Origin of the sequence: Cupriavidus sp. P-10 (assembly GCF_003402535.2) — a bacterium.
Lineage (GTDB): Bacteria > Pseudomonadota > Gammaproteobacteria > Burkholderiales > Burkholderiaceae > Cupriavidus.
On the sequence record NZ_AP025172.1, the window covers coordinates 1 to 24,640 of the forward strand.

At 63.7% G+C, this 24,640-nt stretch carries 20 protein-coding genes; 9 read left to right on the forward strand and 11 right to left on the reverse strand.

Annotated elements, in window-relative coordinates; all coding sequences use genetic code 11:
• Window positions 1–1,398: a replication initiation protein gene (locus CTP10_RS30075; RefSeq protein ID WP_116318372.1), complete on the forward strand. Its 1,398-nt coding sequence runs from the start codon at window positions 1–3 to the stop codon at window positions 1,396–1,398.
• A 362-nt stretch (window positions 1,399–1,760) separates the two neighbouring features.
• Here CTP10_RS30075 and CTP10_RS30080 read toward each other — a convergent pair whose 3' ends face one another.
• Window positions 1,761–2,561: an IclR family transcriptional regulator gene (locus CTP10_RS30080; RefSeq protein ID WP_116318373.1), complete on the reverse strand. Its 801-nt coding sequence runs from the start codon at window positions 2,559–2,561 to the stop codon at window positions 1,761–1,763.
• A gap of 319 nt (window positions 2,562–2,880) precedes the next feature.
• Here CTP10_RS30080 and CTP10_RS30085 point away from each other — a divergent pair, with 319 nt between their 5' ends.
• Window positions 2,881–3,960 carry a YncE family protein gene (locus CTP10_RS30085; protein ID WP_147316194.1) on the forward strand — a complete coding sequence of 360 codons (1,080 nt, stop codon included), beginning with the start codon at window positions 2,881–2,883 and terminating at the stop codon, window positions 3,958–3,960.
• A 12-nt stretch (window positions 3,961–3,972) separates the two neighbouring features.
• Here CTP10_RS30085 and CTP10_RS30090 read toward each other — a convergent pair whose 3' ends face one another.
• The 10 genes from CTP10_RS30090 to CTP10_RS30135 all read right to left on the reverse strand — a co-directional run bounded on the left by CTP10_RS30090 (window position 3,973) and on the right by CTP10_RS30135 (window position 13,417).
• The gene (locus tag CTP10_RS30090) at window positions 3,973–4,824 is read right to left on the reverse strand and encodes an IclR family transcriptional regulator (protein ID WP_116318375.1); all 852 of its coding nucleotides are present in this window, start codon (window positions 4,822–4,824) and stop codon (window positions 3,973–3,975) included.
• Window positions 4,825–4,921: 97 nt separating this feature from the next.
• Entirely contained in the window at window positions 4,922–5,647 is a 726-nt protein-coding gene (locus CTP10_RS30095; protein WP_116318376.1) for an SDR family NAD(P)-dependent oxidoreductase, read from the reverse strand.
• A 2-nt stretch (window positions 5,648–5,649) separates the two neighbouring features.
• Entirely contained in the window at window positions 5,650–6,933 is a 1,284-nt protein-coding gene (locus CTP10_RS30100; protein WP_442875258.1) for an MFS transporter, read from the reverse strand.
• A 184-nt stretch (window positions 6,934–7,117) separates the two neighbouring features.
• The gene (locus CTP10_RS30105) at window positions 7,118–7,867 is read right to left on the reverse strand and encodes an SDR family oxidoreductase (RefSeq protein WP_233528004.1); all 750 of its coding nucleotides are present in this window, start codon (window positions 7,865–7,867) and stop codon (window positions 7,118–7,120) included.
• A gap of 2 nt (window positions 7,868–7,869) precedes the next feature.
• The gene (locus CTP10_RS30110; RefSeq protein WP_116318378.1) at window positions 7,870–8,412 is read right to left on the reverse strand and encodes a 2,4'-dihydroxyacetophenone dioxygenase family protein; all 543 of its coding nucleotides are present in this window, start codon (window positions 8,410–8,412) and stop codon (window positions 7,870–7,872) included.
• 202 nt (window positions 8,413–8,614) lie between these two features.
• Entirely contained in the window at window positions 8,615–9,253 is a 639-nt protein-coding gene (locus tag CTP10_RS30115) for a 2-dehydro-3-deoxy-6-phosphogalactonate aldolase (RefSeq protein ID WP_116318379.1), read from the reverse strand.
• Window positions 9,254–9,288: 35 nt separating this feature from the next.
• Window positions 9,289–10,218 (reverse strand): 2-dehydro-3-deoxygalactonokinase, encoded by a 930-nt coding sequence (locus tag CTP10_RS30120; RefSeq protein WP_116318606.1) that lies wholly within the window; start codon window positions 10,216–10,218, stop codon window positions 9,289–9,291.
• A 70-nt stretch (window positions 10,219–10,288) separates the two neighbouring features.
• Complete coding sequence (locus tag CTP10_RS30125; protein WP_147316195.1) at window positions 10,289–11,029, reverse strand: RraA family protein; 741 nt, start codon at window positions 11,027–11,029, stop codon at window positions 10,289–10,291.
• Window positions 11,030–11,036: 7 nt separating this feature from the next.
• On the reverse strand, window positions 11,037–12,020 hold the full coding sequence (locus CTP10_RS30130; protein ID WP_411860308.1) for a tripartite tricarboxylate transporter substrate binding protein: 984 nt from the start codon (window positions 12,018–12,020) through the stop codon (window positions 11,037–11,039).
• A 488-nt stretch (window positions 12,021–12,508) separates the two neighbouring features.
• A complete protein-coding gene (locus CTP10_RS30135; protein WP_116318381.1) occupies window positions 12,509–13,417 on the reverse strand; it encodes a LysR family transcriptional regulator in 909 nt (302 codons plus the stop codon).
• Window positions 13,418–13,514: 97 nt separating this feature from the next.
• On the opposite strand from CTP10_RS30135, the gene CTP10_RS30140 reads away from it, so the two are divergent.
• The 7 genes from CTP10_RS30140 to CTP10_RS30170 all read left to right on the forward strand — a co-directional run bounded on the left by CTP10_RS30140 (window position 13,515) and on the right by CTP10_RS30170 (window position 24,322).
• Window positions 13,515–16,943 carry a molybdopterin-dependent oxidoreductase gene (locus CTP10_RS30140; protein WP_116318382.1) on the forward strand — a complete coding sequence of 1,143 codons (3,429 nt, stop codon included), beginning with the start codon at window positions 13,515–13,517 and terminating at the stop codon, window positions 16,941–16,943.
• A 34-nt stretch (window positions 16,944–16,977) separates the two neighbouring features.
• Window positions 16,978–17,931 (forward strand): ornithine cyclodeaminase family protein, encoded by a 954-nt coding sequence (locus CTP10_RS30145; RefSeq protein ID WP_116318383.1) that lies wholly within the window; start codon window positions 16,978–16,980, stop codon window positions 17,929–17,931.
• Between the two features lie 31 nt (window positions 17,932–17,962).
• Window positions 17,963–19,411: a short-chain fatty acid transporter gene (locus tag CTP10_RS30150; protein ID WP_116318384.1), complete on the forward strand. Its 1,449-nt coding sequence runs from the start codon at window positions 17,963–17,965 to the stop codon at window positions 19,409–19,411.
• A gap of 101 nt (window positions 19,412–19,512) precedes the next feature.
• Window positions 19,513–20,967 carry a PucR family transcriptional regulator gene (locus tag CTP10_RS30155; RefSeq protein WP_233528006.1) on the forward strand — a complete coding sequence of 485 codons (1,455 nt, stop codon included), beginning with the start codon at window positions 19,513–19,515 and terminating at the stop codon, window positions 20,965–20,967.
• A gap of 162 nt (window positions 20,968–21,129) precedes the next feature.
• A complete protein-coding gene (locus tag CTP10_RS30160; RefSeq protein ID WP_116318386.1) occupies window positions 21,130–22,545 on the forward strand; it encodes an amino acid permease in 1,416 nt (471 codons plus the stop codon).
• A gap of 30 nt (window positions 22,546–22,575) precedes the next feature.
• Window positions 22,576–23,958 (forward strand): NAD(P)/FAD-dependent oxidoreductase, encoded by a 1,383-nt coding sequence (locus tag CTP10_RS30165; protein WP_116318387.1) that lies wholly within the window; start codon window positions 22,576–22,578, stop codon window positions 23,956–23,958.
• 13 nt (window positions 23,959–23,971) lie between these two features.
• Window positions 23,972–24,322: a cupin domain-containing protein gene (locus CTP10_RS30170; RefSeq protein WP_116318388.1), complete on the forward strand. Its 351-nt coding sequence runs from the start codon at window positions 23,972–23,974 to the stop codon at window positions 24,320–24,322.
• Window positions 24,323–24,640 lie beyond the last annotated feature (318 nt).

Sequence of the window (24,640 nt, forward strand, 5' to 3'; positions counted from 1 at the left end):
ATGGCGACGGACAATCCGGTGGAAGTCAGAGCGAGGTCCACACCTCGCCAAATGGCGCTGGCATTGTTCGAGGACATGTTCGACCTCGGCTTGCCTATCAATGAGGCGAACCGCGAAATCGGCTACCAGAGAAACAATTTCTTCACGGAAATTGTCAACATGGGGCTGGCGGCGCGACGGTTCCTGGATGCCGCGTATTTCATCGTCGCCCAAGAGTCGGAAACTCCGGACCAGTACGACGTCGAACTCAACTACTTCAAGTGGTTGATGCGCTATGACAGCCGTAACCTGAAGCATCTGCGAACCATCGCGGACGAAGCGCAGAATGCCAAGATCCGGGTGACAAATACACCGTCAGACCGTGAGCCCGACGAGAACGATATCTGGATCCAGGTCCAGCTGATCGGCATGGTGGCGATGCACCGCGGCCGGATTCGCTTCGATGTGCACCACAGCCTGATTCCCCATATTCGAGACCCTCGCAAGTCTCACTGGCTCAGCCTTCGCATCTCAACCGCTTTTACGCGCAGTCTTGCACGCGCGATCTATGACAAGGTCCTGCCGAGCGTCCCCAATGGGCGTACGGACTGGATCAAACTCGAGGAAATGCGAACCTGGCCGGGCAAGATGGGCGCGAATGCCACCATCTTCAAATACTTCAAGCGTGACTGGCTGGAGCCTGCGGTCCGTGAAATCAATGAGATCTCGGATATCGAACTCACCTATGAGACCAAGACAGAGTCGACGTCCTCCAAGAAGGTCGACCGGATCCGGTTTCTGCTAAAGCGCAAGGACACAGCGGACGCCGTCATGGCAAGCCTGTCCGATGCCAGCCAGATCTACAAGATCCTGAAGGACGAGTTCAACCTGTCGACCCGGCAGTTTGGCGAGATCTCGGAGAACCGCGAGACATGGAACGATGATCGCATCCTGCAGGCGATCGAATACACGCGCTTCAAGCTCAATCGCGGCCAGGTAAAGAAGAGTCCCGCTGGCTATCTGATGAAGGCCTTGCGCGACAACTGGCGGATGTCAGAGGCGGAACGGACAATGGTCCAGGTCCAGACCAAGCTGGTTGTCGAGGAAGAACAGAAGGAAATCGCGAAGATCGCGGCCAAGACAAGTGTGGAGCGCAGTGTCGCATCGCGTGAAGATGAGACACGCGCTCGCATAAACGAAGAGTCGCGCCAAGGACGGGAGTACTTCGGGGCAGCGGACAGTAAAGCGCGACAGGATTTTGTCCGGGCATGGCTGGCCTCCCGCGAGGGCAAGCTTGTATTGAAGCGGATGAGGCTGGAAGCATCGTCCGTATCCGAAGACATCATCCTGGCGAACTCAGAGCTGGCATGGTATCTCGGACAATTCGTCTTCGGGCGTTTGGCTTCTTCGCGCACCTGAAGGCCGCGGGACGAGAGAAATCTCATGTCACCGAGCAAAGCCTGGAGCGCTCCTCCAGGCTTTTTCGTTTCGGGCTGAATCTACGAGGGTTTTGCATAGGCGAGAAAGCACGGCTGGAGAAACTCGGGGCGGTGAAGCGTGTCGCCGAGAAAAGCCCCGCCGCGGAGCCGCAGGCGCGGCGGGACAAGCGCGGCGAGCCTGGGGCAACCCACCACGTCTAACCAGCGTAGAGTGCGTATCGCCAATGCAATATGGGTTGCCAAACAGAAAGGAGCGTCAGCGGTGAAACCTCACGCGCGGAATCGCAAGGCGCCGTCAACGCTGGACCACAGAATGGTGACCTGCCGGCGTCACGCCGGACCTTACCTGTCGGCGGTCAGCAGCGCGGTCTTCGCCTTCTCGCAAAGCGCGAGCAGCGGCCCGCTCAGTTGCTTCTCCACCGCCGAGATGTCGGCCGTGGTCGTGACGCTGACGTTCAGCACGTAGATGGGTCGCCCCGGCAGGACGAGCGGCGCGGCAAGAGCGACGACTTCCGGCTGCCACGTGGCAGCACAGTAGCCCTTCGCATCCACGCTGAGCTTGGCGGCGTCTATCTCTTCGCGCAGCCGGTGCCAGTCGGCGGAGCGCCGCTGCCGAAACTGCGCGAGCAGCGCGCGCCTCTGCGCGCCATCCACCACCGCGAGGTAGGCCCTGCCAAGCGAGGTCAGTTCCATCGGCACACGCTGCCCGGCAACTACATTGCGCAGCGCCACCTTGCGGTTGTAGCGAACCGATTCCAGATAGACCATCTCGTCGCGGTCCGCGGTTGCCAGCCCCACGTTGATGCGCATCGTCTCGGCCAAAGCCCGCATTAACGGGGCGACCACGCCGAGCACGGGTGACCCCGCGCGCATCGCATGCGCGAGGCTCAGCACCGGTGCGGCCAACCGGTAGGTACGGCGGTCTCGATCATGCTCCAACAGCCCGCTTTCAACCAGCGTCTTGGTCAGGCGACTGACAGTGGCGCGCGAAAGCTGGGTGCGTTCCGCGATCTCCCCGTTGCCAAGCTGATCCGCACCCGGACGGAACGCGCGAAGGATCTCCACGCCACGTACCAGCGAACGGTTCAGTACGGGGTCTTCGTGGTGCTGTCGGCGTGGTTTTTCGAGCGGGGTGGAGGACATGGCGCAATCTAGCACACTTTCCACCTGATGGAATTTTGCGGGTGCTATCAATGCGGCCTGCAAATCCATTCGCCATTCCTCCCGAACCTTGGCGCGTCCCGGTCAGCGCAGCAATGAAACGGTGTGCAGGGCCTCGCGCCGATTTTGTCGATCAGGACTGGCCTTGCCGCTCCGATGGCAGTCCCTGCGCAAGCGTGATCGGCGGTCATTCCCCCGGGCATAAGGAAGTCTTATTGAAGTCATCACGAGTGGGTTGTTCTTGCCAGACGGAGTCACGCATACCATCTCTGTTTTGGCTCCCATCATGTTGAGGGTGGGAGTGCCGTGGAAATTGGGTGAAGGCGGGCTGATAGTGAAATGTAGATCTTTTGCGAAACGCTGGCTGTTCGCAGTTGGCGCGACGGTCGTCGCCGGTGGGGCACCATTGCCAGCGACTGCCGGCGTGCCCGACAACGCGTTATTGATCATTTCCAAGACGGACCACGTCGTTGAGGTCAGGGACGTTGATTCGCTAGCATTGGTCGGGCGCATTCCTGTCGGCCCGGATCCTCACGAGATCGAGGTGGCGGCGGACGGCAGCACGGCATACATCTCGAATCCGGGCTATGGCGCCTATCATGAGATCGACGTGATCGATCTCTCCACGGGAACGGCGCGTGCACCGATCGATACCTTGCCGCTGCTCGGCCCCCACGGGCTCGCTCTGGTGGGCAATCGGATCTGGTTCACCGCGCAAGGCTCGAAGGCGGTCGCGCGCCTGAACCCGGAGGCCGGAAAGATCGAATGGATCATGGGTACCGGCCAGGATACGACCCACATGATCCACGTCAGCACCGATGGCAAGCACGTGTACGCCACCAATGTGGGATCGGGTACTGTCAGTATCCTCGACAACCAGATGGTCCCGCCCGCCATGCCACCCACGGGGGTAATGCCAGCCGGCGCCCAGCCACGCATGGACTGGGTCCAGACGCTGGTGCCGGTGGGGCAGGGGGCTGAAGGGTTTGATGTGTCGCCGGACGGCCGTGAGCTCTGGACGGTGACGCCTGCCGGCACGATTTCGATTGTCGACACCACGGCGCGCACCGTCTCCGCCAGGATCCAGAGTGGCGTCGATGGCGCGCACCGCATCAAGTTCACGCCCGATGGCCGGCGCGTCATGCTGGTCAGCGTAAAGACCGGCGCGCTGGCCGTTTATGACGCAGCGACCCGCACGTTAATCAAGCTCATGAAGACCGGTCGGGGAGCCGGCATCTACATGGACGCGGATGCAGACCGTGCGCTGGTGTCCTGCACGCCTGACAATTTCGTTGCCGTCATCGACCTGAAGACGCTCGAGGAGGTCGCGCGCATCCCCGTTGGCCGGCCCGATGGCATCGCCATCGCAAAACGCCGGTGACGGCCGCCTTGGCTACAGCAGCTCGCCCGGCACCGGGCCGATCGCCGCGCTGACTGCCTGGCACGCCTCGCGCAGCGGCTTCACATAGGACTCCAGTGGCGAGTCGCTGCGGCGGAACAGCGGGATGCTGACCGAGATCGCTGCCACCGGCGTGCCGTCCGGACCGAGGATGGGCGCGCCGTAGCAAAAGATTTGCGGCTCATTTTCCTCGCGATCCTCGGCATAGCCGCGTACGGCGGTTTCCACCAGTTCCTGGCGCAGCTCGTTGCGGTCGGTGACGGTGTTGGGCGTGAAGCGCTCCATCTTTACCTTTGCCAGCAACGCTTCGCGCTGCGCTTCGGGCAGTGCCGACAGGTAGGCCTTGCCGACCGAGCTGGAGTACAGCGTCACGCGGGTGCCGATGCGCGATGCCATGCGCACTGCCTGCGGGCTTTCCAGTTTCTCGATATAGACCATGCCAAGCTCGCTGGGCACGGCCAGGTGCACGGTTTCGCGGGTCGTATCGCGCAGGGTCTTGAGGGCGTCTGCGGCCGCGACGCGCAGGTCGGAACGCCCCCAGCTGCGGCTGGCGAGGCTGATCAGCCGCGGGCCAAGCGTCAGGGTTCCCGTGCGCGGATTTTCGACGACCAGGCCTTCGGCAAGCAGCGCGCCGACGATGCGATAGACGGTCGGGCGGGGATAGCCGCTGGCGCGGCTCAGTTGCCCGACCGTCTGCGGCTCGGCGGCGTCGGCCACCAGCTGCAGCACCGCCATGAACTTGGAAAACGCGGCGGTTCCGGTGGCCTTGGCGGCGTCGGAAACGCCGCTGGGCTCGTCCGGAGCGTTGGCGGCAGGTGCGCGTTTCGGTGAGACAGGCTTGGGCATGAGCAAGAAGAAAAGGGCGCGAAACTACCTCGGCGATTATAGCCGAGGGGCTGCGCACCTCTTTTGCCGCAGGAGAGCCCGCGGCATACCCGGTAACTCAGGCCGTCAGGTATCCGCCGTCCACCGGCACGACCGCGCCGGTCATGAATGCCGCTGCCGGCGTGGCAAGGAACACCGCGACGTCGGCGACTTCCGCCGGCGTGCCCCAGCGCTTGAGCGGGGTGCGCTCCAGGATCGCGGCCGTGCGGCCGTCGTCATCCTGCAGTGCCTGCGTCAGCGGCGTGGCGATCCATCCGGGGGCGATCGCATTGACGCGGATGCCGTCGGCCGCATACGCGATGGCGAGCGACTTGGTCAGCTGCGCGACGCCGCCCTTGCTGGCGCTGTAGCCGGGCACCAGCCCACCGCCGAAGAAGCTGAGCATCGATGCGGTATTGATGATGCAGCCTTGCGTGGCGCTCAGGCGTTCGCGCGCGGCCGCGCACACGCGCATGGTGCCGATCAGGTTGATATCGATCACCTGGGCAAACACTTCCGGGTCGAGCTCAGCCTGGCGGCGGATCACGCCTGCGCAATTGACCACGATGTCCAGGCGCTCGAACGATCCGACCACGGCCTTCACGCTCTCGTCGCTGCTGACGTCCAGGTTCACCGTGCGCACGCCGGCGGGCGGCTCGGGCGTGCCGGCCGGCGCAGGCAGGCCGGCGGCGGTGACGGTGGCGCCAAGCGAGGCCAGGCGCGCGGCGATGGCCGCGCCGATGCCGGTCGTGCCGCCGGTCACCAGTGCGGTCTTGTGTTGCAGCAGGTTGGATTGATAAGTCATGTTCAGGCTCCGGAGGGCGAGGGCTGGCCGTTCGGCGCCGCTACATCGTGCTCGCCGATCGGCTCGCGCACGACCAGCAGGTAGATGAACGCGGCCACCACGGCCAGGGCGGCGCTGATCAGCAGCGCATTGACGAAGGAATGGGTCTGGTCAACCACGATGCCAGTGACCAGCGGGGCGAACGAGCCGCCAAAGTAGCCGCCGAAGTTCTGCAGGCTCGACAGCGAGCCCACCATCCGGCGCGGTGCGGCGACGCTGACCAGTGCCCAGCCACCGCCGCTGGCGAAGTTGACGAAGAACATGGCCAGCGAGATATAGGCCACCGCGAGCGTCGTGCTGGGGGTGTAGGCGGCCGGCACGGTGAAGGCCGCCGCACCCAGCAGGCCGACGCAGATCGGCCACTTGCGGCTGGTGACCGGTTTCACGCCGCGGCGCATCAACCAGTCGGCGAAGTAGCCTGCGCCCACCATGCCGAGCGTGCCGAAGACATACGGGATCGACACGATCCAGCCAGTCTTTGCAATCGACAGGTGCCGTTCATGCTCCAGGTACGCGGGCAACCAGGTCAGGTACAACCACACCATGTAGATCACGCCCATGTAGCCGAAGATCATGCCCCAGGTGGTCTTGTGCGCGAACAGGCCGCGCCATTCAGCCATGGTCATGCGGCGTTCCTGCCGGTCGTCGGCCTCGCCGCTGGACAGGTAGGACAGTTCGCCCTGGGTGAGGGCGATCTCGTTGCGATTGCGGTAGACCAGGTACCAGCCAATCGAGACGGCAATGCCGAGCGCGCCCATGATGACAAACATCGTGCGCCAGCCGAAGGCCAGCATCAGCGTTGTCAGCAGCGGCGGCGCGATCATCGGCGCGATGGTCGAGGAGGCGACGAACAGGCCGGTCGGGCCACCCCGCTCATGCTTGGCGAACCACTCGCTGACCACCTTGGCGCCGGCGGGGAACTGGGGCGCCTCGCCGATGCCGAGGAACACGCGCGCCACGATGAACTGGTGCAGCGACGACACCAGCCCGCCGGTGAGCTGCGCCAGCGACCACATGAACATGCCGAGGCCCAGCATCAGCCGTGCGCCGAAGCGGTCAAGCATCACGCCGATCGGCAGCTGCGAGAAAGCGTACGCGAGCGAGAAGGCTGACAGCAGCAGCCCCATTTCGGAAGCGCTCAGGCCGAGTTCCTGCGACACCGAATGGTTGGCGATCGACAGCGTGCTGCGGTCCAGGTAATTGACCATGCCGGCTAGCGTCAGGAACAGCACGGCGATCCACTGCATCCGCTGGATGCGGCGGGTTTTCTGGTTGGAAGGGGTAGAGGGGGGCGTCATACTTCGATGGACATGCCGAGGCGCGGGGGCGTGGCATGCCTTGTCTCCTGCTATTGCTGATCTGCTTGAATGCGCCGGCCGTGCGCGCGACGCGCGGCCGGCGGGTTTGCTGCGCGTATTGCTTTGCGGGCTATCAGTACGTGGCCCGGCCGCCGGACAAGTCGAAAACGGCACCGGTGCTGAACGTGCAGGCGCCGCTGCACAGCCACAGCGCCAGCGCGGCCACTTCATCCACGGTGCCCAGGCGTGCCATCGGACTCTTGTCGATCATGGTCTGCACATGCGCGGGCGACATCTGCGCCAGCAGCGGCGTCTCGATCGCGGCCGGGGCGATGGCGTTGACGCGGATCGCAGTCTTTGCCAGTTCCTTGCCCAGCGATTTGGTCAGCGCGATCACACCGGCCTTGGCGGCACTGTAGGCCGATGCATTGGGCGTGCCTTCCTTGCCCGCCAGCGACGCGATACTGACGATGCGCCCGTAGCCAGCGGCGGTCATGCGCGGCACGACATGCCGGCAGACGCGGTACACGCCGGTCAGGTTCACGTCGATGACGCGCTGCCAGACCTGGGGATCGAACTCGGCCAGTGGCATGGTTGGCCCGGCAAAGCCGGCGTTGTTGACCAGCACGTCGATGCGGCCGAAGCGCTGGTGCGTGGCGTCCGCAACGGCCGCGACGGCGGCGTCATCGGTCACGTCGACGCGCATGCCGGCGATGCCGTCGGCATCGGGCGCGGCCTGCAGGTCCCAGTTGACGACCTGGGCGCCGGCCCGTGCCAGTTCGCGCGCCACCGCCAGCCCGATGCCGCCGGTGGCGCCCGTGACCACGGCCACCGAGCCGGCAAAGTCGTAGCGGGCAGCGCCGCCTTGCATGCTGGCTGCCATGCTTACCTCACGAACTGGTCGACATAGCCGGCGCCCAGGCCGACAGCCTCATAGTGCTTGCGGCACATGTCGAGCTTGGTGAAGACATCTTCGTAGCCCATCGGCTTGCCCCACGGGTCGACGTAGTACATCACGCCGTTGACCTGGAACATCGTGATCATTTCTTCGACATCCTCGGGCACGTAGAGCGTATGGGTCTCGCCCGGCGGCTCGAACACATAGCTGCCTTCGGTGGCGATCCAGTCGTGCTCGAGGTAGCGCCACCTTCCTTTCAGCACCATGCCATGGACCGCCTGAGGATGGCGATGGCGGGACAGCACGCCGGACTTGCGCACGCGCAGCAGGTTCATCCAGTACCCCTGCGACACATTCAGGCACAGCGGCCGGAACCAGACGTTCTCGGCCTGCGGCACCCAGACGCGCTCGTCTTCGGGAATCGCGTTGGGCACGACGATTTCCTTCAGTGCTTCGGCAGGGTTGGGGTATTGGTAGGGCATCAGGGCCGGGTTGCCGCTGGCGTCCAGGCGCGCTTCATTGGATTGCATGGGGTTCTCCTGTCTATAATGTGGACATTTAGTCCTCAATATGGACAAATTGTGGAAGTAATCGTGGGGCCTGTCAAGGTTTGTTGGAGCGGTTTGAAGCGGTAAAAATCACGCGGCCCGGCTTCGCCGGGCATCGCGGAACGCGGACCAGGACTGGGGTGCAGGAAACAATCGCCAGGGATATGGATAAAGGCCGCGCAGGCTACGGTTCGGCCACGGCGGGCGGTGCGATCCGACGCCATGCCCCAACGAACGCAGCCGCGTTTGCACCGACGGCATCGGCGTCCAGGCCCGGCTTGTACAGTGCCGAACCCAGTCCAAAGCCTGCGGCACCGGCACGCAGATAGGGCGCCAGCGCTTCCGGCGTGATACCCCCGACCGGCAGCATGCGCGTGCCATGAGGCAGCACGCTGGCCCACGCCTTCAGTACCGCCGGAGGCAGCGACTCGGCCGGAAACAGCTTGAGTGCATCGGCGCCGTTCTGCAGTGCCGCGAATGCCTCGGTGGGCGTTGCCACGCCGGGTGCGCAAAGCATGCCGGCCGCCTTGGCGGCGCGCACCACTGCGGGATCTCCGTGCGGCATCACCACCAGGCGTCCACCGGCCTGGCGAATGCCATCGACCTGCCCGGGCTGCGTCACGGTGCCGGCCCCGACGAGGACTTCAGGGCCAAGGGCTTCGGCCAGGCGCCGGATGCTTTCGAGCGGCTGGGGCGAATTCAATGGCACTTCGATGATGGCGAAGCCGCTCGCGACCAGCGCGCGGCCGATCGGTACGACTTCATCGGGCGTGACGCCGCGCAGGATAGCGACGAGCGGTAAGCGGGAGAAAAAGTCTTGCATCGTCAAAATTGGTTGAACTGGAGAGGCGAGCGGTGTCAGCCGACAAGGCCTGCCTGCCTGGCGATGTACCAGAGCCCGGCCTCCGCCGCACCGGCGATGGCGGGGACATCGTCGATGCCGAAGCTGACGAACGCCCGGCGATAGCGGGCTACCAGGCTCGGCTCGCCAATCAGCACGACACGCGGTGCCGCTCGGTCCAGCATGCAGCGCAGCTCGTCGCCGATCAGCAGGCCCGACAGGTAGTCGAGGCTGGCGGATGCAGGCATTGCGCCGAGCAGCACGCGCGCACGCGCGGAGAACAGCAGGGGAGCGATACCACCTGCGTTTTCCTTTGCTGCCGAAACTCCCGCATCGAAAGCCGCGTCATCCGGCCCGGTCGTGGCAGCGCCTTGCTGCGCAAAGCGGCCGAGAATCGAGTGCTGTTGCAGGACCGCGAACAACTCGCCGGTCATGAAGGTCTGGCACGCAGTCAAGCGTGCTTCGGACACGTCGACCCACTTGCTGTGGGTGCCGGGCAAGACCACCCTGGCGCCATCGCACAGCGCCGGCTGCAACGCCATGGCGCCGATGACCTGCGTCTCTTCGCCGCGCATGACCTCCGGCCGTGGCCGGTCGAAGGACAGCCCGGGAACGATGTGCAGGATGCCGCCATCGCCGGACGGCACCCGCTGCAATGCGTTTGCGATTTCAGCCAGTCCGGCATTGCGGCAGTACGGCGCCTCCTGCCACCCCTGGGCGCTCCCGACCATCCCGGAGGCGATCGCCGGCAACTCCGGCCTGGCGTGGCGCCAGTCGCCGACGACCTGCGCGAAGGTCTGCGCAAAGCCGCCGGGCGGCACGCGCATGATGCCCATCGGCACCGTGCGCTGCGCGAGTACCGCGCCGGTGTCGCCAAGCAACAGCGCTCGTAGCGACGAGGTGCCCCAGTCCAGCGCAATGAGCCTGGCGGCCTCGATAGTGCTCATTGCCGGGCCTCCGGCCTTCGGCGCATGGCCGGGCGTTGCGCCTGCGCAGGCATGCAGCATGGCCTCATGCTCAGATCCGGCCAAACGTGGCTAGCAGGTCCTGGAACGTCTTTCCTTCCAGGATCAGCGCTCGCATGGCTTCTTCATTGCGCGCTATTGTCGTGGCGCGCTCGTAGACCTCGGCCAGGTTGGCCTGCGGCACGACCACGACGCCGATCTCGTCCGCAATCACAAGATCGCCCGGATTGACGATGACGCCGCCGCACGAGATTGGCACGTTGATGGCCAGCGGCTCACGGCGCCCGCTCAGTGCGGTGTGGGCCTGACGCGGGCCGGACGCCTTGGCAGAGATCGGAAAGCCCAGGAACCTGGCTTCGTCGGTATCGCGGCAGCTGCCGTCGATCACGGCGCCGACCACGCCGGCGTTTCGCGCCAGCCCGGTCATCAGGCCGCCCCAGATCGAGGTCTCGGTTTCGCCGAAGGCATCGATCACGATCACATCGCCTGGTCGGGCGAGGTCGAACACGTCCAGGCAATCGACAATGTCACCCGCACGCAGTTGTACGGTCAGCGCGGTGCCGATGATCTTCTTGTCCGCGGCCTTGGGCTTGATATCGTGCCGCATGGTGCCAGCGCGCTCGAACGCATCGGAGACGACGCATGACAGCGACATGACCTCGGCCATGGACACAAACTTGGCGACCAGCGCCTGATCTACTGGCGGACTTGGGTTGACGACGATGCCCATCGATATTCTCTTTTGAAGTTGCTGGAAGCCGAACAGACCCCAGGCGCGCTGCGCCTGGGCCAATGCGGTACTACTTGTTGTTCAGGCCGACGCGCTCGATCAGCGACTTGAAGTAGGCGTTGTCCTTCGCCACCGCGGCTTTGAACTCGTCCTGGTCTGCATAAGCCAGTCCGAGGTTCTGCTTGTCCATCATTTCCTTGAGCGCTGGCTCGCGCGCCGTCTTGGCAATCGCCGCGCGCAGCACGCTGACCACTTCCGGCGGCGTATTCAGGGGCACGGCAATGCCGCGCCAGGTGCCGATCGACAGATCCACCTTGCTTTCCTTCAGGGTCGGCACGTTCTCGAAGCCCTTGACGCGCTTGTCCGACATGACGGCCAGCGTCTTCAGCTTGCCTGCGGCGACGTAGGGGTAGACCTCGGCCGGGCTCACCGTTACCGCGTCGATATGGCCGCCAAGCAAAGCGAGCACCGCGGGGTTTCCGCCCTGGAATGGAATGTGGTTGAACTTCGTGCCGGTCTTGTCTTCCAGCGCGGCGGCGGCAAGGTGCCAGATGGAACCGTTGCCCGCATTTCCGATGCGGATCGTATTCGGGGCCTTCCTGGCCGCATCGAGAAAAGCTTCAACGGTCTTGTAGGGCGAGTCGGCGCGCACGGTGATCGCCGAAGGGTCGGCATTCAGTCGCGCGACCGGCATCAGGCTTTCGTATGTCAGCTTGGTCAGGCCAAGGTGCGGCACGATAGCGATGTCGGCGGTCAGCAGCGAGAGCTTGTAGCCATCGGGCCTGGCGTTGGCCACCTCGGCCCAGCCAATCGCGCCGCTTGCGCCCGGCTTATTGATCACGATGACGTTCTGGGGCAGGTGCTTGCGCGCCGATTCGGCAAAGGCCCGTGCCAGGGCGTCGGTGCCGCCGCCCGCCTGGAATGGCACGACCAGTTCGATGTTGTGGGTGGGATAGCTGGCGCTACCTTGCGCATAGCTGCCTGTGCTGGCGCTTGCCAGCAGAGCCATGCCGACGTGGATGGCACAGAAAAAGCGGGAGCCGAGGCGTTTCATGAAATGTCTCCGTTTCCTTATGAGTGGATCTGTATGTCAATAGGGGTGCGCTGCCGCAGGGCGCGGCAGGGTGTTGTGCAAGGTGGATTGCCGGCCAGCGTGGCCCGGCAAGTGGCTTTTACTGAGCGTGCTTCAGTAATTCTGGAAGGGGTGGCATAATGTTTCGTCCATAATATGGACTATATGACTACAATATGGATAGAGTCTAGACGAGCCCACACTGCAGCGAAAAGCAGGGTTTTCCCTTTGACGCAGGTATCGGGTAAGAAGGGTGGGGGAGGACGGGCGAGGAATGTTTTGCCCGTGCCAGGCATAGCGCTAAAGCTTTGTGCTAACTGCTTTGCGGTGGCGCAGCCAGCAGGGCAATGAGTTCGTCGCGCCTTCCTTGCCGGATCCGGAGGAAGGTGGCAAGCGACCGCACCAATCCCCGGGGTCGCCGTGAGTGCGGAAGCCCCGTAAATTTGTCGCGCGGAAGCGCGCTTGCATTGCTATCGCATTGTCTCCAGCAGCGCGACCCTCAAAAACTCCCGCAACGCATCCGTTTGTGCGTCCGGCCCGGTGTCCGCTTTCCAGATCAGTCCGACATCCATGGACGGCAGCCGGTCTGAAAGGTTGCGGCGCAGGATGCGTTGCCCCTCCAATGACCAGGGGCGGTACACCAGATCCGACAGGATAGACACGCCGCGCCCTGACGCCACCAGGCTGCGCACGGCTTCGATCGAGCAGCTTTGCAGGCGCACGCTTGGCGAGAGCCCGTACTGCCCCCAGTACTTGAGCACAGTGGAAATATGCTCGTCCATGTCGAGCAGGATGTAATCGTGCCGCGCCACGTCGGACAGGCTGATTTCCTCTTGCTGCATCAGTGGATGGTCAGGATGGCCCCATAGCTGCCGCGCCGACCGTAGCAGCGTTTCGCAGCCGACCTGATGCATCTCGGGCAAGTTCGAAACCAGCAGCAAGGCCAGGTCGAGTCGGCCCGCCCGGATCTCCGCTTCGATATCGCCACGCGGCTTCTCCAGGATCTCGAGTTCAAGCCGTGGAAACTTCTGCTCCAGAGCGGGCAACAGCTTGGGCAGGACATAGGCCGTGATGGTCTCGGTGACGCCAAGGCGGATCGAGCCGGACATCGTGGTGGGCGTCACCGCGGCGGCGCTGACCGCATCGCGCACCGCATTGTCGATTTGCTGGGCATGCCGCAGGAAGCGGATGCCGGCGGCGGTCAGCTTCACGCCGGCGGCGTGCCGGGAAAAGAGCGGGGCGCCCACGGCTTCCTCCAGCGCCTTGAGCGATGCGGTCATCGAAGACTGGGAGACGTGGCAGCGTTGCGCCGCTCGCGACACCTGTCCGGTCTCCGCGATGGCCACAAAGTGCTGTATCTGCTTCAGTGTCGGAAGCATCGATTTTTCCGATATTGCAATGTCAAAACTATGAATTAGCTATATCGCCCCATGCTAGCTAGCATCCAGCACGAATACAAGGTGTGGGAACGTGGCGATGAGCGAAGTGGAAAAGAAGGGGTATTGCACGTTGTGCCGTTCTCGCTGCGGCACCGTCAACGTTGTCGAGGGCGAGACACTCGTTGCGGTCCGCCCCGACAGCGCACACCCCACCGGCAAGGCGATGTGCCTGAAGGGCAAGGCCGCGCCCGAACTGGTGCACAGCGCGGAGCGCATCCTGTACCCCATGCGCAGGACCAGCCCCAAGGACGCCGCCGATCCGGGATGGGTGCGCATCTCGTGGGAAGAGGCCCTCGATGAAATTGCCGGGCGCCTGGTGCAGGCGCGCGCCACGCTCGGGGCCGAGTCGGTTGCCTTCGCGGTGACGACACCCAGCGGCACGCCGTTGTCGGACAGCATCGACTGGATCGAACGCCTGGTCCGCCTCTATGGCAGCCCCAACACCTGCTACGCCACCGAGATCTGCAACTGGCACAAGGACTTTGCGCACGCCTTCACCTTTGGCTGCGGCATGCCGACGGCGGACTACCGCAATGCCGGGCTGATCCTCCTCTGGGGACACAACCCCACCAACACGTGGCTGTCGCAGGCGGAGGCCATCGGCGCGGGGCGGGCAGCCGGCGCCCGGCTCATCGTGGTGGACCCGCGCCAGACCAGCCTGGCTGCAGATGCCGACCAGTGGCTGCGTGTCAAGCCTGGCAGCGATACCGCGCTGGCCATGGCGCTGGCCAACCTGATGATCGAGGCCAATGCCTTCGATATCGATTTCGTCCGGCAATGGACCAACGGGCCGATGCTGGTGCGCAAGGACAACGGCGCCTTCCTGCGCGGGCACGACATCGGCCTGGACGATGCGGAAAGCCTGGTGGCGTGGGACGCACGCGGGCAGCGGGCGGTTGCGGCGGGCCAGATGCGCGATGAGCCGGAGCGCTTCGCGTTGCGCGGGACGTTTGCCGTGGCGCTGGCCGGTACCCTGGAAGGGGAAACCGTGCTGTGCCAGCCGGCGTTCGATCTCTATGCGGCAGAGTGCGCGTGCTATCCGGCCGACCGCGCGGCCGCGCTGACGTGGATTGCGGAAGGCGACATCCGCCACGCGGCAAGCATGATCGGCGCGGCACGTAGCGTTGCGTATCACGCCTGGTCAGGCGTGGGGCAGCATGAGAACGCGACCCAGACGGATCGCGCCATTGCCTGCCTCTATGCCCTGACCGGCAGCTTCGACCGCCGCGGCGGCAACCGCATCTATCGCAAGCCGCCATTTAGCGCCGTCAGCCGCTTCGACCTGTTGCACCCCGACCAGGCCCGCAAGGCGCTGGGACTGGACGAGCGGCCGCTGGGCCCGCCGGCGCAGGGCTGGGTGACCGCGCGCGACCTGTATCGCGCGATCACGGACAAGCAGCCGTATGCGGTGACGTCGCTGGTCGCGTTCGGGACCAATCTGCTGCTCTCGCAACCGGATGTCGCCATGGGCGAGCAGGCGCTGCGCGAGCTGGCGTTCTATGTGCATTGCGACCTGTTCGAGAACCCGAGCGCGAAGTACGCGGACATCCTGCTGCCGGTGAATACGCCCTGGGAGCGCGAAGGCCTGCGCATCGGCTTTGAAGTGTCGGCCGAGGCCGAGCAACTGGTGCAGTTGCGCCAGCGCATGGTTGCGCCGCGTGGCGAGGCCCGCTCGGACAATGACATTGTGTTTGACCTGGCCACCCGAATCGGGCTGGGCGAAGCATTCTTCGGCGGCAGCCTGGAAGCCGGCTGGGACTACATGCTGGCGCCGATGGGGTTGACCGTGGCGGCGCTGCGCCGATCCCCGGAAGGCGTACGTGTTCCGGTCGAAGACGTCGAGATGAAATATCGCGTCGACAACTCCGGCCGGCCCTTCAACACACCGACAGGCCTGGTCGAACTGTACTCCGAACGCCTGCTCAGGCATGGCTACCCGCCCTTGCCAGGGCTGCCCGCATCGGCGTGTGACGACGGGAAGGGTGATTGGGGGCCGTTCCCCTACCTGATGACGTCGGCGAAAAATGGCTACTACTGCCACAGCCAGCAGCGGGGGGTGGCGTCCTTGCGCCGCAAGGCGATGCTGCCCCAGCTCGATATCTCCGCGGAAATCGCCGCGGCCCGCGCGATTCGCAGTGGGGACCCCGTCAGGGTGACGACGCCATCCGGCAGTGCCGTGTTCACGGCACGCGTCCATGCCGGCCTCCACCCCGCCGTGGTTGTCGGCGAGTACGGCTGGTGGCAGCGCTGCGATGCCATGGGGCAGGACCCGATCGCCGTGCGTGGCGCGGGTAGCGCGAACTTCAACGGGCTGATTGATGCCCGCCGCCAGGACCCGATCAGTGGTTCGTCGCCGCTGCGGTCCTACCGCTGCCGCGTGGAGCGCGAGACTGGTTTCGATATCCGGCGCAGGCGCTGGGAGGGCTTCCGCCCGTTCCGCGTGGTCGCACTGCACAAGGAAGCGGCCGATGTCACGACCGTGCGGATGGCGCCGGTCGACGGCTGCGGGCTCCCGGACTTCCTGCCGGGCCAGCACGCGACCGTCAAGCTCTTCGTCGGTGCCGAGCGGCAGGAGGTCATCCGCTCATACTCGATGACTGGGCCCTCGGCCGTGCCGCGCCGCAGGGACTACTCGATTTCGGTGCGGCACGCGAAAGCACGGCTGGCCAGCGGCGAAGAAGTGTCTGGCTTCGCCTCATCGTTTATCAACACGCGTCTGGCGGTGGGCGACATCGTCGAGTTGCGCGCGCCAGGAGGCAGCTTCGTCATGCCGACCCGCACGGCAAGGCCACTGGTCCTGGTCGCCGGAGGCATTGGCATGACGCCGTTCATCAACCTGCTCGAATCGCTGGTTGGCCGGCAGGAGCCGCCCACGATCCTGCTGCTGTATGCGAACCAGAACGGCAGCATGCACGCCTTCAGGCACCGGATCCGTGAACTGGAAGCGTTGACTCCCACGCTGAAGGTGGTCAATTTTTATGACGCACCGGTCGATAGCGACGTGCCCGGAAAAGACTTCCAGGTGCATGGGCGCGTATCTGCCGATGCGGTCCCGGACTCGCTCCTTGCCCTGCGTCCGCTGATTTACATGTGCGGCCCGCCGGCAATGATGACGGCGTTTGCCGAGGGCATGACGGCCCGGGGCATTCCGCGTTTCGATATCCATCGGGAAATCTTCCGCTCGCCGGCGCTGCCGCGGGTCGAACCAGGACAGGCGTTCCTGGTCCGCTTCCGCAAGTCAAACGTCTCGCACGCGTGGCGCTCCGAACTTGGCCCGTTGCTCGGTTTCGCCGAGGCGCGCGGCATCTGCCTGCCCAGTGGTTGCCGGGTCGGGCAGTGCGAGAGCTGCGCGGTCAGGATCGTTTCCGGATCGGTACACCACTTGCATGGCGAGGCCCCCGACGACGCGGGGGTTTGCCTGGCGTGTCAGGCCGTGCCGGCAAGCGACCTGGTCCTGGATGCATGAAATGTCGTTCCACTCACCCCTGCGAAGTATCGCCATGCTGAACATCGATGCGCCCACCACCCAGGCGTCGCTGCCATTCGACCGCCTGATCCCCGCACTGAACGATGCGTTTGCGTCCGGATGCGAGGTGCCGCTCAGGCACAACCACACGGTCGCCGCCAAGCCCGGCACGCCCGGCGATTGCGGCACGCTGCTGCTGATGCCCGCCTGGAGCGTCTCCAGTGGTTATATGGGCGTCAAGACGGTCTGCGTCTACCCCGGCAACAACCGGCGCAAGCTGCCCGGGCTGTATTCGACCTACATCCTCTACAGCGTCGAAACCGGCAGGCCGCTGGCCCTGATTGACGGCAATGAAATTACCTCCAGGCGCACGGCCGCCGCGTCGGCGCTTGGCGCCTCCTTCCTGAGCCGCAAGGACGCCCGCTCGATGCTGGTGCTTGGCGCAGGGCGGGTCGCCAGCCTGCTGCCTTATGCCTATCGGAGCGTGCGCGAGATCGAGCGGGTGGGCGTATGGGACATCAACGTGGACCAGGCGCATCGGCTGGCTGACCGCCTTCGTGCCGACGGATTCGATGCCCATGTCGTCAGCCGCCTGGACGCGAAGACCTGTGCGGTCGATGTCATCAGCGCGGCAACGCTGTCCACCGAGCCGCTGATCCGCCGCGAGCACCTCAGCCCCGGCACCCACGTCGACCTGATCGGCGGGTTTACGCCGGCAATGCGCGAAGCCGACGACGCGTGCTTTGACGGCACCGCGGTATTTGTCGATACCGAAGAGGCGGCAAGCAAGGCCGGCGACCTGCTCTCGCCCATTGCCCGGGGCGTGCTGGCGCGGACGGATATCAGGAGCGATCTTGCCGGGCTCTGCCGCGCCGAGCACGTGGGCAGGCGCTCAGCGCAGGAGATCACGGTGTTCAAGGCGGTCGGGACCGCGCTGGAAGACCTGGCTGCGGCGGCCATGTGCTTCGAAGCCGTAGCGAACCATTAGAACGATCAAGGAAACTGCCAAGGAGTTCAGCATGAAAGAGACAACAGGGATGGCAATTGCGGATGCCGGGAAGCCGCAGCAGGGCGGGTTGGAAGGCCTGGCGATACGCGTGACCGACTGGTCGGAACGGTGGTTTCCCGACTCTTATATCTTCGCGGCCATTGCCGTGGTGGTGGTCGCGGCGGGCGCCATGCTGGCGGGCGCACCGGCGCCGGCCGTGGCGAAAGCCTTCGGCGACGGCTTCTGGAGCCTGATTCCATTCACGATGCAGATGGCCGTGGTCGCGATCGCCGGCTACGTTGTGGCCGTCTCGCCCCCCGCATCGATGCTGATCGCCCGGCTGGCCTCGCTGCCGCGCACGGCGCGCGGCGCTGTAGCCTTCGTGGCCCTTGTCAGCCTGCTGACTTCGCTGCTCAACTGGGCGATCAGCCTGATATTCAGTGGCTTGCTGGTGCGTGCCATTGCCAGGCGCCGCGGCTTCCGGGTGGATTACCGCGCGGCCAGTGCCTCTGCCTATCTCGGCATGGGCGCGACGTGGGCGCTGGGGCTGAGTTCCTCGGCCGCACAATTGCAGGCCAATCCTGCCAGCCTGCCCAAGTCGCTGTTGGATATCACCGGGGTGATCCCGTTCTCGGACACAATTTTCCTGTGGCAATCGATGGCGATGACTGCGGTGCTGATCGTCGCATCATTGCTGATCGCATACTTCTCGGCGCCGACCGAGGACCGCGCGCGCACGGCGGCCGACATGGGCGTCGATCTGAATGATGCGGACGAAGGCCTTTCGCGGCCGTCACGGCCAGGCGAGTGGCTGGAGTACAGCCCCATCCTGACACTGCTGCTGGTCGCCATGGGGGCAAGCTGGCTCTACCAGGAGTTCTCCGCCAAGGATCCAATTCTTGCCATCTCTAACCTGAATACCTACAACTTCCTGTTCCTGCTGCTGGGCATGCTGCTGAACTGGCGGCCAAAGCGGTTCTTGCGCGCCGTTGCGAGGTCGGTGCCATCAACGTCCGGCGTCCTGATCCAGTTCCCGTTGTATGGCGGCATCGCCTTTATCCTGACCAAGGCGACCGGCGTCGATGGCGCCACTCTTTCCCACCATCTGGCGTCTGCCTTTGTCTCGATGGCGACCACGGAGTCGTTTTCCGCCGTGATGGGGATCTACTCCGCCGTGCTGGGGTTCTTTGTCCCTTCCGGCGGTGGCAAGTGGATCATCGAGGCGCCCTACGTCATGCAGGCCGCCAACGAACTGAAGGTGCACCTGGGATGGGCAGTGCAGGTCTATAACGCTGCCGAAGCGCTACCGAACCTGATCAATCCGTTCTGGATGCTGCCATTGCTGGGTGTGCTCGGTATCCGGGCCAAAGATGTGGTTGGCTTTACGTTCACCCAGTTGCTTGTTCACACGCCGCTGGTGCTGCTTATGCTTTGGGCGTTCGCGAGGACGCTTCCTTATCATGCCCCAGTGATGCCTTGAGGGCTGGCGGACGGACGCTGGCCACGTTCCACGTCTTACTTGCGGTCCGTCAGCATGGCAAGATTCACACTCTTGCTATGTTGCACGCCAGGAGCGTTGTAGTGATCACCGTCCAGGAGCTGCTCGACACGGATTCGTTGGGCTTGAAAGGGATTGCCGGCCTTGCCGGCACGCACCGGTTAATCAACTGGGCGCACGCAGTCGACCTTCCGGACCCATGGCGCTGGGTGAGTGCCGGCAACCTGGTGATGACGACTGGCACTGGCATTCCCAGGTCGCCAAAAGAGCAGGTGCACTGGCTTGAGCTGCTTGCTCAGACCAATTGCAGCGCTTTGGTGGTCGCGCCTCAAGCCGGTGCGCCAAAATTGTCGAAACAGATGCTCGAGACCGCCGAGCGCCTGATGTTCCCTGTCCTTGGCGCCAGCTTCGAGCTTGAATTCGTGAAGCTGGCGCACCACGTCATTGAAAGCGTCCTGCAGGCGCAGCGCGAGAGTCTCAAAGCCAGCCAACGCCTCTTCCAAACCTATGCAGAGGCCATGCGTGACCACGCGGATTTCTCGGGCCGGCTTTCCGTCCTGGCAGGAAATCTAGGAATAAGCCTGAGCATCGAGGATGCCGCCTCCGGCGTGACGCTATTTGCCTCCGACAGTTCACCGCACCGGAAGCCGGAGCAATCCGCCACTGCCGAGAGCGTCGCCATCGGCGGGCGCACAAGAGCAAACTTGGTCATACGCCGCAAAAAGCAGAAGGCTCCTGAGGACCCTGTGGTTGTCCGCTCCCTTGTCGGTCTGCTAGCGGTGGAGCTTGAACGACTGATGATTCATCGCGACGACCAGCGTGAAGAGGGGGCGGACCTGCTTCGAAGCTTGTTGAAAGACGATACGGATTTCGCTTTTGTTCGGCCAATGCTGGAGCGACGCGGCCTGACGGGTACTCTGGTCTGTCTGGCCATCCAGCCAGCCAAGGCAGGCCCATGGTCACCTGCCGAAATACACCAGGCGCCAGGGCTTCAAAACAGAACGCCGCTGCTCTTTCAGGATGATGTGCTTCTGGCGCTCTCCATGGATGAGCAGGAGGCGCTGGATGCCATTTTGCGCAGCCTTGGCGACGGGACCACGATTGGAATAAGCGGCCCCATTTCTGTGGCGACAGGCTTCCGGGAGAGCGTTCGTCAGGCGCGGCTTGCCCTTGTCCAGGCCATCGAACGGGAGACCACCGCCCTCCGGTACGGCGAGGCTGAGACCGGGCTCATTATGGCGCCAAAATCACTTGCCGAGGCCCGAGCCTTGGTGGGGCGGTATCTCGGGCCACTGATTGAACATGATCGGGTCCATGAGACCTGTCTATTGACGACCCTGATGCGGTTCCTGACAAACGATGGGAATTGGAAGGCGACGGCATTCGATCTGGGTATCCATCGCCAGACCCTGGTGTACCGCCTCAAGTTGGTCGAGCAACTGACCGGCCTCAAGCCCACCAGCACAGACGGAACGGCGCGTTTCTGGATCGCGTTGACCGCGGGCAGGAATGCCAGGCTGCTCCCCGAGCAAGCCTGATACTCCGGAAGGTGCGGACAGTAAAGGGGGCTTCCAACCTTTCATACATTTGTACAAAGGCGACCCGCGACATCATCTTTTTTCGCATAGGCAGTGGTTCGTTGCCTGCTTAGTATTCCTTCGCATAACAGTCACAACGACTGATGACGAAGGAGACAAGCAATGCCTATCCAATCAGAGCATGACCCCCGCCTCAAGCGGGTGCTCAAAACTCGCCACATCAGCATGCTGGCGCTCGGCGGCGTCATTGGCGCCGGCCTGTTCGTCGGTTCCAGTTCAGTGATTGCCACGACTGGACCGGCCGCCTTCATTACCTACGCCATTACCGGGGTAATTGTCGGTCTCATCATGCGCATGCTCGGCGAAATGGCTGCTGCGCGACCATCAAAGGGATCGTTCGTGGACTATTCCCGCATGGCATTCGGCGACATCGCCGGGTTCTCCACGGGCTGGCTCTACTGGTACTTCTGGGTGATCGTCGTCGGGTTCGAAGCAGTAGTCGGGGGTCAGATCATTAACGGCTGGTTACCGCACATCCCGGTCTGGATGATAGCTCTGGGCCTCATGGTCCTGATGACCTTGCTTAACCTGCTGTCGGTCGATTCCTTCGGGGAAGCCGAATACTGGTTCGCAGGTGTCAAGGTGGCCGCCATCGTCGTGTTCCTGGTAATCGCCGGCGCTTATGTGTTCAAGCTGTGGCCCGGCTCCACGGCGGATTTCGGCAATCTCACGCAGCATGGCGGACTTCTCCCTCACGGTACGTTGGCCTTGTTCTCCGGCGTCGTATCGGTAATCTTCTCGATGACCGGGGTGGAGGTGGCAACCATCGCTGCCGCTGAGTCTGACAATCCCTCCCAAAACATTCGCCGTGCCGTCAATACCGTGATGGCGCGCATCCTCGTCTTCTTCGTTCTCTCAACACTCTTCATCGTTGTCGCGCAACCTTGGACTGAAATCGTCCCAGGCAAGTCGCCTTTCGTTACAACGCTGCAGAAGGTCGGCATCCCGGGCGCGGCCGATTTGCTGACCGCGGTCATCCTGGTTGCTGTGCTGTCTGTGCTTAACGCCGGTCTCTACACGTCCTCGCGTCTGTTGCACGTCCTTAGCTCCAACCACGAGGCCCCCGCCTGCTTGGCCAGGAAGAGCCGTCGCGGCGTGCCAGTCTGGGGGGTTGCCACCTCAACCCTGGTGGGATACGGGTGCGTGGTGATTGCAGCCTTGTGGCCGGATACGGTGTTCCAGTTCCTGCTCGATTCGTCTGGCGCGGTCTTCCTCTTCGTCTACCTGATGATCTGCCTCTCTCAACTGAAGCTGCGCAAGCAGTGGGAACGCGAGGGCACGCTGAAATTCAAGATGTGGCTTCACCCCTGGCTGCCCCTTCTCGTCACTGCGGCCATCATTGCGGTGCTGGTCAGCATGGGCATCAACCCTGCCACCCGCCTAAGCCTGGGCCAGTGCTTGATCGCAATCGTCACCATCGTCCTTGCATATGGCGTGATGAAGCTGGTGCGATCGGACAAGCCTCAAGCCCTTAATCATGTCGAGCCCGCTCGCCAGGCCAGCAGCCTTGGCAAGTAAGCCTTACCTCCGTCGAAGTGAGATTCTCAAATGCGCCCGGAAACTGAATTGTTGAAGCTGCCCCTGCGCCCACTGTGGCATCAGTTGGGTCGAGAACGAGCCAAGCTCACCGAAGAGGTCGAGGCCGATGTGGCGATTGTGGGGGCTGGGTACACCGGATTATGGACGGCGTACTACCTGCTGAAGGCACAACCTTCGTTGCGCGTTGTGCTGGTTGAACGGGAAATCGTCGGCTTCGGTGCGTCCGGGCGCAACGGTGGATGGGCGTCAGCGATCTTTCCGATTTCTCTCTCCAGGGTCGCTCAGATGTACTCGCACGCTGGCGCAATGCACCTTCAGCGCGCCATGAACGAGACAGTCGATGAGGTGGGGCGCACGCTGGCGCTGGAGGGAGTTGACGCCGACTTCAAGAAGGAAGGCTTTATTTCGCTGGCGCGTAGTCACGCGCAGCTTACAAGAGTGAAGGCGGCGGTAGAGGCATCGACACGTTTCGGTCTTCCGGATCAGTGGCACGCGCTGGATGGGGACCAGGCGTGGCAGAAGGTGAAGGCGACCGGCGTCGTCGGAGCGCTGTACACCGAGCACTGCGCCCTCATTCACCCCGGAAAACTGGTGCATGGACTGGCTTCGCTGGTTGAAGCCATGGGGGCCCGTATCTATGAGAACTCCGAGGCGACTAGCATCTTGCCCGGGAGCATTACTACTCCGGAAGGGAAAGTCCGGGCCGATACCGTTGTGCGCGCCACGGAAGCATTTTCATGCCAGCAGGCCGAACATCGTCGCTCGGTCATCCCGCTCTACTCGCTGGTACTGGCTACCGAGCCGCTGCCTCAGTCGCTTAGACATCGGCTGCGTTTGGATCACCGGATGGCTTTCAATGACATGCGGCACCTGCGTGTCTATGGACAGGTTACCGCTGAAGGTCGCCTGGTATTTGGCGGTCGTGGCGCGCCCTACCAATGGGGCTCGAAGATGTCGGACGGCGTCGACCAGATGGGTGAGGCACACGCCAGGATTCATGCGTCGATGGTGGACTTCTTCCCGGAACTGGCTGATGCAACGATCACGCACCGTTGGGGCGGAGCGCTGGGTGTGTCGCGCGATTGGTGCCCGACCGTGAGCATGGACCCATCCACGCGAATTGCCTGGGCCGGCAACTACGTAGGCGACGGCGTGGCAACCAGCAACCTGGCCGGTCGCATTCTGCGAAACATGATCCTTGGCATCGACGAGGAGATTAACAGGCTACCTTTCGTGAACCACAACTCGCCGGCATGGGAGCCTGAGCCCTTGCGGTGGCTGGGCGTCAACAGTGGTCTGTTCGCAGCAGGCCTGAGCGACTATGAAGAGAAGCTAACCAACCAACCTTCGCGCACCGCCATGCTGCTGGAAAAGCTGACGGGCGCTCACTAAGCAGAGGCATTGAATGAAGAAATTCACCATCGTGAAAGCGCGCGATATTGCAGCAGCGGGACTCACCCCAGCCGGACAACGAACTGGTGCCGATAGCGGAGACCCGCAAATCGCCACCCAGCGCCTTGCCCCCGATGCCGTGGGCAACTTGGGCATCTGGGAGTGCCTGCCAGGCGGCTGGCCGGTCGTTGACCGTCCGGACACGGAGTTCACCTACATCATTTCCGGCCGAGCAATCCTTACCGACGATTCGAGTGGCGAAGCTATCGAGATCTGCGGCGGCGATCTGGTCATTCTGCCGCCTGGCTGGACTGGTCGCTGGGACATCATCGAGCCGGTCCGCAAGGTTTACGCGATCTATTGATTGAACTGCCGAGCAGCAATTGCCGGTACGTGCTCACGAGCTTGTCCTGGGTGGCGGCTCCACACAGCTGGAAGAAACCCGGGGCAAGCCGACCAGCCCTGCGACCTGGTCCCGCAGCAGTTCGAGCTCGAGTTCGCGTTCCATTTACCGGAGCTTTGCGCTGCCCGCGAACTTTGCGAATACCCGAGCCTGGACTGCGCTCATCATTGCCAGGAAATCGTCACTGACGGGCGCGCTGATCGTCACGCCGGTGGCGTCCTTCGGCTTCGCGCCAGGCGGGTCGAAGATGAAGCGCGCATCAGACTTGCCGGCGGCCTT